An 11,498-nucleotide genomic window follows, 5' to 3' on the forward strand; every position below is an offset into this window, starting at 1 on the left:
CAGAATGAAAAATTCATTCTGCGTCATTTGACTAAATATCAATATGTCACTACACTAGATTTGGACTTCTGATATTTCCTGTGCTGCTATATAAAAATTATAACTTTATAACTAAAATTTAAGATTATTCAGCTAACGTCCGATATCTAAAAGTTTATCAACGGCAGCCTGCATGTCTGGGTTTTTACGATATGCATCTATGATATCTCTTTCTTTAAGTGAGTATGTCATAGTTTCCATCTTTTTGTTTTTAGAATAACCAAAAGTGCCAAGAATATCAGTAATCCGGTAAAACTTACAAAGTGATAGAAGAATGTCGGCATCGGGTTGTGTCTGACCACTTTCCCAGCCGTAAATTGTTTTTGTTGCGACAGATACACCACATTTTTCAAGATATGAAGCAACATCATCTACAGTAAGATTGTTTGCCTTTCGGTAATATTTAAGCATTTTTGCAATAACAGGATTTTTCATTTTTAACCTCGTTTCTATAATCAATAGTCTGATTTTTTCTATGTTGTCGGATAAGTTCCAAATGATTTGTTAATATTAATGTCAGTTATGAAAAAATATATTCGTTAAATTTAAATATTGAGTTTATTGTTAAATAGATAGTATCAAAATGAAAACATCAGTGTCAAGAATATCAGAAGGTTTCTTTGAGTTTAAGAAAACGCATGGTTGAATTTCTCTTTTATCAAGAGTATAATGAAAGCACTATATATACAGTTCTCGGTAAACAGGAAAACGAGGTGACAAAATGGATATTACAAGAGAAATTGCAGAGTATATCAGGAAAAATAACATTTCAGCTATAGAGGTATCTGAGAAGACAATGGTAGATATAAATTTATTATTGGGAAAATCAGAAAGAAAGATGACTGCGACTGAGATGCTTGAGGTATGCTCATATCTGGGAATCGATCCACTGAATTTACTTTAAAAAATATAGGAAATTGAACATTTTCCTTTCACTCCCCTTTTCAAACACAAGATTTTGTGATAAATTATAAAACATTGATGGGATTACCTATTTTAAGGTGAATTTGATGATAAGCAGGTGAAAGGTGCACTATCATTTACCATCATCATAAACATAGAAATAAAGAATATGTGAGGAGACAAAAATGATTAAGGTAGTAAAATTTGGTGGAAGCTCTTTGGCAAGTGCAACTCAGTTTGCAAAAGTTGGAAGCATTATCAAAGCTGATCCTGAGAGAAAATTTGTTGTGCCAAGTGCACCGGGCAAGAGAAATTCAAAAGATACAAAAGTCACAGATATGCTTTATGCATGTTATGACCTTGCGGAAGCGGACAAGGATTTCTCTAAAGAACTTAAAAAGATAAAAGAAAGATATGAGTCTATAATAAATGGACTTCATTTAACTCTTTCTCTTGATGAGGAGTTTAAAACGATATCTGATAATTTTAAGAAAAAAGCAGGCTCACAGTATGCCGCTTCAAGAGGGGAATATTTAAATGGAATCATCATGGCAAACTATCTCGGCTATGAATTTATTGATTCTGCGGAAGTTATTATATTTAATGAGGACGGTTCTTTCGACGCAGATACGACTGACAAGATTTTGAGTGAGCGTCTTTCAAAGGTTGAAAATGCTGTTGTACCGGGATTTTATGGTGCAACATTAAAGGGTGTTGTAAAGACTTTTTCAAGAGGCGGATCAGATATAACAGGTTCTATCGTTTCTAAGGCTGTTCATGCTACAGCATATGAGAACTGGACTGATGTATCAGGTTTCCTTATTGCAGATCCAAGAATCATAGATGATCCAAAACCTATCAAGGTTATAACATACAGAGAGCTTAGAGAGCTTTCATACATGGGTGCGAGCGTACTTCATGAAGACTCTGTTTTTCCTGTCAGAAAAGCAGGTATTCCTATAAATATCAGAAATACAAATGCTCCTGATGATGAGGGAACATGGATCGTTGAGAGTACATGTCACCATCCAGCATATACTATTACAGGTATTGCGGGCAAAAAAGGTTTTGTATCAGTAAATATTGATAAAGATATGATGAATGCCGAGGTTGGATTTGGAAGAAAGGTGCTCAGTGCGTTTGAAGAAAATGGAATCAATTTTGAGCATATGCCTTCAGGTATTGATACGATGACAGTATTTGTGCATGAGCCTGAGTTTGCAGCAAAAGAACAGGCTGTTATTTCAGCAATCAACAGAAATGCACATCCGGACAGCATTGAAATCGAGGCTGACCTTGCACTTATAGCTGTCGTTGGCCGTGGAATGAAGTCTACAAGAGGTACGGCAGGCCGTATATTCTCAGCACTTGCACATGCAAATGTCAATGTCAAGATGATAGACCAGGGTTCGTCAGAGCTTAATATCATCATAGGTGTAAGTGATAATGACTTTGAGGCTGCAATCAGGGCAATTTATGATATTTTTGTAACGACACAGTTATAATATGTAGATAACAGATTTCTGATTGCTTATTGCAAAAGTTTTAAAAGGAGTATTCTTTTATAAATGGATTAAAAGCTGCTGCATTGACAGATAAAGAATGTTGGTGTAGCAGTTTTGTTTTTATGATATAGTAAATTTGTCAGATATAAAAATGTTACGCCGTGGATATGCACAGATACATAAAGTAAAAAATTGCAAAAAATATATACCCGCCAGTATAAATATTAAAATTTCGTATATTTTTTGGAAAGTTTCGTATTTTTTGTTGATTCTTTTTGCAGTTTTGTTATATAATATTTTACTCGAAGAGAATGTTAAATATTTAGATGAGGAGTGATAATTATGTTTGAAAAGAAACTTGAAAATTTAAACGTGAGACACAAAATTAATTATGGCTATAATTTTGTTATTAAACTGATGGTTGTATCGGGCATTTTATCAATTATAGTCTTAAGTATGTTGTTTAGAGATGTAAAAAGCCATGTCGGAACTAAAGATGGCCTAGGAGGACCAGGCGGAGCTGGTGGAATGGGTGCCATGGTTGACAGTACGACAATAGTGTTTTCGATTGGAATCATTGTTATTATAGGATTTGTAGTACTTGCAATCGTATTTTCAAAAATGTTAGGTGCAAAGATAGTTCAGTCTATTATCGAACCACTTATAGCTATAGAAAAGGTTACTAAAGAAATTGCAGCAGGAAATCTTCACTGTGAGATAGATTATCATGGAAAAGATAAGATTGGTGAGCTTGCACACGACCTTAGAAAATCGGTTTCAATACTTGCATCATATGTTGATGATATTTCAAATTCAATGGATGAATTTTCAAAAGGAAATTTTGCTGTAAAACCACAAGTTGAATGGCAGGGTGATTTTAAAGGAATAAGGGATTCATTTATGGCATTTGAGGAGAGCATGGCTTCAACAGTTAAGAGTATACAGCATGTTGCCGATGAGGTAGCCAATGGTTCAGGACAGGTTTCAGAAAGTTCGATGGGGCTTGCACAGAGTTCAACAGACCAGGCGGCAGTTACAGAAGAACTTGCAGCTACAATAACGGATATATCTGAGCAGGTAGCAAAGAATGCTAATAATGCAGAAGAAATAAGCGAGAGAGTAAGAAATCTTGGAACTGAGATTGTAACTGGAAATGAAAAGATGAAGGAAATGGTTCAGTCAATGAATGAGATAAGTGAGGCATCTAAAGAAATCGGCAAGATTATTGCAACTATAAATGACATTTCATCGCAGACAAATCTTCTTGCATTGAATGCATCGATTGAGGCAGCAAGGGCAGGTGAAGCAGGAAAAGGTTTTGCTGTTGTTGCGGATCAGGTATCGGTACTTGCGGCGCAGAGCTCAGAGGCAGCAAAAGAGTCATCACAGCTTGTTGAGACTTCTGTAAAAGCTGTTGAAAAAGGAATCGTCATAGTTGACGAAACTGCAAAACAGCTTGAAAATGTGGTTAGTGGTTCAAACATGATAACAAAAGAAGTGAATGGTGTCGCACAGGCACTGAGTTCACAGAATGATTCATTTGAACAGATAAATCAGGGAGTTGAACAGATAAATAATAATGTTCAGAATAACTCTGCTACAGCACAAGAATGTGCAGCTGCAAGTCAGGAAATGAACGGTCAGGCAGAGACTCTTGACGGACTTATCAGAAAGTTTAAGGTAGCTAAGTTTTAATTAGTTTTTTACATTATTTGGCATTTGACAATTATATTGAATTATGATATAATATATTAAATATAAAACAAACAGTTGCCAGAGAGCAGCTCAGTACAACGGGGTTGTACTGGTTTCGACGGGCTCACTGAAGATGGAGAAGCTGTTCGTGGTCGGACACCACGTAAAAAGTTCGACTTAAATTTAAACGCAGAAGATAATTTTGCATTAGCTGCCTAGTTGCAGCTCATCGGCCCTCATAGCCCACGATGAGGATCACCGGTGTCAACCTTGTGGGACCCTCTAATGTCAAAGCTTTGAGATATTAGAACATTTATGAAGCTACCAAAAGCTGCAGCCTGTTAGTGGGCGTCAGCCAGAGGGAATGTTAAAACACTGACTATAACAGTAGAAGTACATTGAATCTGGGTTCGGACCGGGGTTCGACTCCCCGCAGCTCCATTGCCTCAAAGCATTGAAATACAATGTTTTGGGGCTTTATTTATATTAAGGGGAAAGCTAAAATGGAATATGATTTTTTAAAACAGTTTTCAAAAAGGATGAAAAGTGTTGGAATGTATTCAACACTTATAAAAAACAGTTGGCAGAAGACAACTTGGAGACAATATGGTTTTGAAAGCATGGATGAACAGGTAAATATAATATATGCTGTTCTTTTATTCATTATGGAGTATTCACTAAAAGAACAGCCTTGTACTATTGATGACATATCTGTTTTTGTCGATGATATATGCAACAGGGATTTTAAGAAAACCTTATCTTATGAAAAAAGTGGTGAACTTGCAGAGTTTATTATAAATGTTGTTTTATGTGATGAGGGACGTGCAATGTATTTTGACTGCTTTGATTTTGAAAAGCGGGAATACAAAAAGAAAAATATAAGTTACGTATCAAATGAAGTAGTGTATATTGATGGGGATATTAAAAGGACAAGTTACAAGCTTACTGATAATGGATATAATCTTGTGCTTTCAACACTCGAAATTGAAAACAACCTTAAACTCACGATACATGAGATGATATTTAAGATGCATTTAGAGCGTGCTACATATGATCAGGCTCTTGATGAGGTGAAAAATATTTTCAATATGCTTCGTATACAGCTTCAGAAGATTCAGGAAGCTATGGACAGGATAAGGCGCAATGCACTTAATTATTCTGTTGAAGATTATGAGAAGATATTAGATGAAAATATGTCAACGATAAGTGACACAAAGCATAAATTTATGGAATACAGAAAGGTTGTGAGGAACAGGGTAAAAGAACTTGAGGAAGAAAACATAAATATCAAAGCTTTGAGTGGGGAAGATATGGAAAAACTTCATAATCTTCAGGATATAGAAAGATATCTGAGCAGATCTATAGATGAACATCAGAAAATCTTAAATAAACATTTTGATCTCAAGGAACTTTATTCACACGAACTTGAACAGATGTCAAAGATGACGCTTATAAAAAGATTTTCACTTAGAAATGATCTTTATGATAAGATTATTGAACATCCGGGCAGTCTTATAAATATAAATATGTTTTTAAACCCATTGTTTAGAAATGATCCACAAAAGATTTACAATCTTAATAAGTGTATTCAGTATCAGAAACCGCTTAGAGAAAAAAACAGCGATGATGAAGAAGAAAAACTGGATTTTGATGCAGTGGATTATGAGGAGCAGAAAGAGAGAAAACTCAGGGAAAAGTTAAAGAAGTATCAGTCAAGTATGGAATATCTTGTTGAAAAGATTGAGCAAAGTGATGGGGAGGTGGATCTTGCTTCAATGAGCAGTATGACTGACGAACAGAAAAAGGTTTTTATACCGAATGTTGAAATGTTTAAGGAGATAATGGTAGAGTTCATTAAGGCTGGAAGTATTGATATAGAGGATCTGAGAAAAGAGAGAAGGAATATAGTTGCAGAAGAAAGCTGTGGTTTTCAGCTAAATGAAATGCTATTAAAGATTGCGGATGAAAAAAAGGCTGACAGAATTAAAAGGGTTATTGTAAGAAGATGTGATGATGGACAGACAGTCTGTTTTAGGGATGTTTATAATGAATTTGGAGACAGGCGTGATATATACTGTTCAAATGTAGTCTTTAAACTTGAGAAAGAAATGGAGTAGTTATGGCATACGAGGCAGAAGAAGTTAAGAAAAGTCAGGAGATATTTTGGACTCTTGTTTCAAAACATGAATTAAGAGAAGAAGATAATAAGGAATTGTTTGATGGATACACACAAAATCCAAGAATTATGGAACTTGTAAAGAGTCAGGGAGAAATGGCTGAATGTACAGTGGAGAGATATGGGAGTGTGGTATATCTTATACCATATGAGGACAATGATATTCTCGGTTTTTCAAAACAGGAGCTAAAGGCAAGACTTTGCCGGTCAGGTGCGACGGATAAGGATTATTATCTTTCGCAGTTTGTAGTTCTGACTATGCTGACGGAATTTTATGATGGTCAGGGAAGCAGCAGTAAATCAAGGGAATATATAAAGGTCGGTGAACTTATAAATCTTGTTTCTGAGAGACTTTTAGAGGCTGGAAATAATATTACGGAAGACGAAGAAGAAAAAACAGGACTTGCATTTTCAAATATGCTTGAGGCATATACGGCACTTAAAAGTGATGAGAAAGGAAGAAAGACAAAAACAACAAAAGAGGGATTTATACACAGAATCCTGACTTTTTTACAGGAACAGGGACTTATTGAGTATATTGAGAGAGATGATATGATAAATACAACAAAAAAACTTGACAGTTTTATGGATTGGAATTTGTTGAACCAGAATAATTATACAAGGGTGCGTAAGGTTTTGGGACTTAGTGATGAGGAGGAAATGATAAAAGGTGAGTAAGATAAATACACTTCGTATTGTAAATTTAAATTATAATAATAATTCTATTAAGATAAGTGATGAGGCATTTCAGTTTAACGGTGAAAGTACACTTATGTCTTTGAGAAATGGTGGCGGAAAAACAGTATTGGTGCAGATGATGACTGCTCCTTTTGTACATAAGAGATACAGGGATACAAAAGACCGAAAGTTTGAAAGTTATTTTACGACAAACAGACCTACTTTGATTATGGTTGAATGGTTACTTGACGGTGAGGCAGGGTATGTTCTTACCGGTATGATGGTTAGAAAAAACCAGGAAGTTTCAGATGGTGAGGCTCATGATGAGCTGGAAATGATAAATTTTATATATGAATATAAGGAAAGATGTGAAAATGATATTTATCATATTCCGATTATAAATGAGACAGCTTCAGGTATGACATTAAAGAACTGGGGTGCATGTAAAAAACTATTTGAAAACCTTAAAAAAGAAGATAGTATGCATTTTAATTATTATGATATGGATACAGCCGCACAGTCAAGGATGTATTTTGAAAAGTTGAAACAATATCAGATAAATTATAAAGAGTGGGAAACCATCATAAAAAAGATAAATTTAAAAGAGTCAGGACTTTCTGAGTTATTTGTGGATTGCCGTGATGAGAAAGGTCTTGTTGAAAAATGGTTTTTGGAAGCTGTTGAGAGTAAACTTAATAAAGAGGGCAGCCGGATTAACGAATTTGAAACTATTATAAAAAAATATGCAAGACAGTATAAGGACAACCAGACCAAGATACACAGAATGAAAAATCTAAAGAGTTTTTTGGAGCAGACTTCAGGAATAAAGATTTATGCTGATGAATATCTTGATTATACTAAGCAAAGGCTCGCAAAAGAAAATGACATAGCATATTTTATTTTAATATTAAATGAACTGCGGGAAGAAGCGGATGTCAGAAAGAGTTTTCTTGATAATGAGATAAGAAAAAGGCAGAGGGACATAGCAGACATAAAGTATGAGGATATATCATACCATATTCATCAATTAGATGAGCAGAAGGTCAAGCTGGCACATGAATATGAACAGGTTACCCTTGAGAGAGGACAGGTTGTAAAACAGAAGGAAGAACTTGAAAATAAGAGGGCGGTTCTTCTTTGTGCAAAGGAGAATGAAGCCAAAAATGCAGCATTTGCAGAGTGTAAAAAGCTTGAAAGCCGTATTGAGACATCAAAGAAAAGTGAGAAGGAAAAAGAGCCTAGAAGAAATGAACTTGGAAGAATACTTTTCAATCATTATTCTAAGGCTGTTTCGGTATGCGAATCTGAAATCAGGAATATCAGAGAAAATATAAAGATACAGGAGGAGCAGGAACAGAAATATAATACAAGCAGATCGGAATGTTTTAAACAAAAAGATTTAAATTCACTTCAAATAGGAAAATGTCAGGCAAAAATCATAAATTATGATTCTGTGGAAGAGCAGTTCAACAGAAAATATAATGAGAGGTTTATGAGAAATATTCTTGGAAAATATGAAGTTGGGGTTTTGGAACTTAAAGGCGAGGAGTATGAAAAACAGATATCCGAAATAAAGAATAAGACAGCTTCATTAAAACTTGAGAAATCAAAGAATGATGAAGATTATATAAAACATGGCAGAAGTCAGGAAGACATCAGAAATATACTTATAGATAAAAAAGGCAGTTTAAACATTGAAAAAGAAAGGCTGGCTGATTATGAAACACAGCTTATGGTAAGACAGTATATAATCAAATATTTTCTTGTTGAGGAAAATAACATATATAATAAAACTGTAATTCTTAACAGTGCAGAGAGAAAGCTGCAGGAGATAAGTGCGGCGAAAAGGATGTTAGAAAGAGAAAACGAACAGCTTGCTGCCGAGGTTAAACTTTTAGAGAGCAGAAGAATTTTAGAGGTTTCAAGAGAATTTGAGGAATACCTTTCTTCGCTTGAGATTGATTTTATATATGGTATGGAGTGGCTTTCAAATAATGGGAGAAGTTTTGATGAGAATAAAAAGATTGCTGCAAACAATCCATTTATTCCATATGCTATAATAATTTCAAGTGCGGATTTTGAAAAAATATCAGAAGATAAAAGTAAGGTGTTTACGGCAATGCCTGTTCCTATTGTAAAAAGAGAGGAACTTGAGGAAGGTTTTATAAATAATGAAACCGGGGTGGTTGAACTTGATAAGGTGAATTTTTATCTGGCATTTCAGAGCGAACTTCTTGATGCAGAAAAACGTTATGATATTATTGAACAAAAGAAAAAGAAGGCTGAGAAAGTACAGGATAATATTGAAAGAAGGGATGCTGAATACAGGGAATATTTTTCTAAACAGGAATGTATAAAAAATCAGACTATACAAAGTGACAGTATTGAGGTTTGCAAAGAAAATGTTGAGAAACTTGAGAGTGAGATAACTGAGCTTAAAAATAGGCTGGAGCATTTAGAAAATTTAAGAAGAGAAATAGTTCAGACAAATGAGCATATAAACCAGAAGATAGCAGAGTTAAATGAGAAAAAAGGTCTGGCAGACATAAGGATGCAGGATTTTAACTTACTTAAAGAAAATTATTGTGATTATTGTGATGCAAAAGAAGAAAAGATAAAGCTTGATAAGAAAAATGATGACATTAACAATAAGTTAAATATTCTTTCAGAGAAACTTGAGGAGCTTATTGAAAACATCAAATCAGATGAGAAAAATGAGATGAGAAAAAAGCAGGAAAAAATAAGTCTTCAGGAGCGATATGAATTTTTTGAGGAGTTTAAGGAAGGTGTTGAACATGAGGATGGGGATAAGCTGCTTGAAGAGGAAGAAAGAATAGCAAAAGAGGCTGAGTATAATGCTCTTTTAAAGGATTATTCAAATACGATGCAGCTTCTCAATGAACAGTATACAAGTGCAAGGGAGAGATTTACTTACAGCAGAAAGGAATTAGAAGAACTGCTTGCAAAATATGGACTTGATATTTCTAAGGTAGAGAAGATAAAATATGATAAAGAGGAGAAAGGCGAACTTGATGAGCGTATTTCTTCCAATAAAATGAAAATTCAATTATATAATGAGAAACTTGCAGGTATTGATAAAAAGATTACAAAAAAACAATCAGATATTGAACATGCTTATAGTGATATGTACAGAATATGTGACAGGAAAGAGCCGGTCAGCAAAGAAAAGATAAATGATACGAACTTTAAAGACCGTATCATTCTGCTTCAAAATGAAATAAAAGAGAGACAGTCTGATCTTGATGGTGTGGAAAAACTTTTTGCAGGGTATGAGGCAAATCTTTCTGCACTTGCTGAGTACAGTGAATTTAAGGCTGGAGAGTCAGAAAGTGCAGTGAAAAAATCAGATATTTCAGGAAAGTCAGTGAAAGACATAGACAAATTCAGGGGAATGATGATAAGGGATTACAGGGGACTTCTTGAAAATGAGAGAAAGCAGAGTGCTATTATAGCAAGGATGTTAAATGATATGGCAAGAAAAAATGATTTTAGGGATGATTTTTTCCAAAAACCAATAGAAGTTTTAATGTCGATTACTGACAATGCAGTTAATTTCTTAAAACAGCTCGATATCCTTGTATCTTCATATGAGAGTATGATAGAAAAGCTTGAAGTAGATGTTGCAATAGTAGAGAAGGAACGGACGAGGATAGTTGAGCTTATAGAGGAGTATGTAAGAGATGTACATGAGGAGCTTGGAAAGATTGATGGCAATTCAACAATAAAAGTGCATGGAAAAGATAAGAAGATGCTAAAGATAACAATTCCTGAATGGGATTCTAATGAGGAGATATATCATTTAAAATTACAGGATATTCTTGACGATGTCACAGCAAAAACAGTTAAGACTCTGGAGGAAAATAACAATCCGGAGGATGTGATAAGTCTTTATATCAACACGAAATATCTTTATAATACGGTTGTCGGTACTGGAAATGTGTGTATAAGGCTGTATAAAATAGAGGAGCAGAAAGGCAGGGAAATATCATGGTCGGATGTAGCAAAAAATTCAGGTGGTGAAGGATTTTTATCAGCATTTATCGTGCTTTCAAGTCTTCTCTACTATATGAGAAAAGATGTGTCAGATGTATTTGCCAATTATAATGAAGGGAAAGTGCTTGTAATGGACAATCCTTTTGCACAGACAAATGCATCACACCTTTTGAAACCGCTTATGGATATGGCAAAAAAGACAAATACACAGCTTATATGTCTTTCTGGTCTCGGTGGTGACTCAATTTACGATAGATTTGATAATATATATGTTCTCAATCTTGTTGCGGCAAGTCTTAGGAACGGAATGCAGTATCTAAAAGGTGAGCATACAAGAGGAGATGAGCAGGAGACAATGATAGCAACACAGATTCATGTGACACAGCAGGAACTTATGTTTTAGTGTAATGTTTCATCGGTATGTTTTTCTAAAGATTTAACACTATCAAGTAAGTCCCCCACTTCTATTGCGTAGAGCAATAAGTGGG

At 34.7% G+C, this 11,498-nt stretch carries 7 protein-coding genes and 1 other RNA gene; 7 read left to right on the plus strand and 1 reads right to left on the minus strand.

The window, feature by feature from the left end; genetic code table 11:
* Positions 1–132: 132 nt before the first annotated feature.
* Entirely contained in the window at positions 133–474 is a 342-nt protein-coding gene (locus tag KQI69_RS03145; protein ID WP_216563834.1) for a helix-turn-helix domain-containing protein, read from the minus strand.
* A 286-nt stretch (positions 475–760) separates the two neighbouring features.
* Between KQI69_RS03145 and KQI69_RS03150 the strand changes: the two genes are divergently transcribed.
* The 7 genes from KQI69_RS03150 to KQI69_RS03180 all read left to right on the plus strand — a co-directional run bounded on the left by KQI69_RS03150 (position 761) and on the right by KQI69_RS03180 (position 11,413).
* Positions 761–943 (plus strand): hypothetical protein, encoded by a 183-nt coding sequence (locus KQI69_RS03150; protein ID WP_216563835.1) that lies wholly within the window; start codon positions 761–763, stop codon positions 941–943.
* Positions 944–1,127: 184 nt separating this feature from the next.
* Entirely contained in the window at positions 1,128–2,447 is a 1,320-nt protein-coding gene (locus KQI69_RS03155) for an aspartate kinase (protein ID WP_216563836.1), read from the plus strand.
* Positions 2,448–2,789: 342 nt separating this feature from the next.
* Positions 2,790–4,142 carry a methyl-accepting chemotaxis protein gene (locus tag KQI69_RS03160; RefSeq protein ID WP_216563837.1) on the plus strand — a complete coding sequence of 451 codons (1,353 nt, stop codon included), beginning with the start codon at positions 2,790–2,792 and terminating at the stop codon, positions 4,140–4,142.
* Positions 4,143–4,242: 100 nt separating this feature from the next.
* Positions 4,243–4,586, plus strand: a transfer-messenger RNA (tmRNA) gene (gene ssrA / locus KQI69_RS03165).
* A 59-nt stretch (positions 4,587–4,645) separates the two neighbouring features.
* Entirely contained in the window at positions 4,646–6,259 is a 1,614-nt protein-coding gene (locus KQI69_RS03170) for a hypothetical protein (protein WP_216563838.1), read from the plus strand.
* A gap of 2 nt (positions 6,260–6,261) precedes the next feature.
* Positions 6,262–6,996: a DUF6063 family protein gene (locus KQI69_RS03175; RefSeq protein WP_216563839.1), complete on the plus strand. Its 735-nt coding sequence runs from the start codon at positions 6,262–6,264 to the stop codon at positions 6,994–6,996.
* Positions 6,989–11,413: a hypothetical protein gene (locus tag KQI69_RS03180; RefSeq protein ID WP_216563840.1), complete on the plus strand. Its 4,425-nt coding sequence runs from the start codon at positions 6,989–6,991 to the stop codon at positions 11,411–11,413. The genes KQI69_RS03175 and KQI69_RS03180 overlap by 8 nt, the downstream gene beginning before the upstream one ends.
* Positions 11,414–11,498 lie beyond the last annotated feature (85 nt).

Source organism: Eubacterium sp. MSJ-13, from assembly GCF_018918235.1.
Taxonomy (GTDB): Bacteria; Bacillota; Clostridia; order Lachnospirales; family Lachnospiraceae; genus Butyribacter.

What these genes read in the sequence shown, in the direction of transcription:
- KQI69_RS03170 (WP_216563838.1), top strand. Translation starts at nt 4,646, where the DNA reads ATGGAATATGATTTTTTAAAACAGTTTTCAAAAAGGATGAAAAGTGTT.
- KQI69_RS03155 (WP_216563836.1), top strand. Translation starts at nt 1,128, where the DNA reads ATGATTAAGGTAGTAAAATTTGGTGGAAGCTCTTTGGCAAGTGCAACT.
- KQI69_RS03145 (WP_216563834.1), bottom strand. Translation starts at nt 474, where the DNA reads ATGAAAAATCCTGTTATTGCAAAAATGCTTAAATATTACCGAAAGGCA.
- KQI69_RS03160 (WP_216563837.1), top strand. Translation starts at nt 2,790, where the DNA reads ATGTTTGAAAAGAAACTTGAAAATTTAAACGTGAGACACAAAATTAAT.
- KQI69_RS03175 (WP_216563839.1), top strand. Translation starts at nt 6,262, where the DNA reads ATGGCATACGAGGCAGAAGAAGTTAAGAAAAGTCAGGAGATATTTTGG.
- KQI69_RS03150 (WP_216563835.1), top strand. Translation starts at nt 761, where the DNA reads ATGGATATTACAAGAGAAATTGCAGAGTATATCAGGAAAAATAACATT.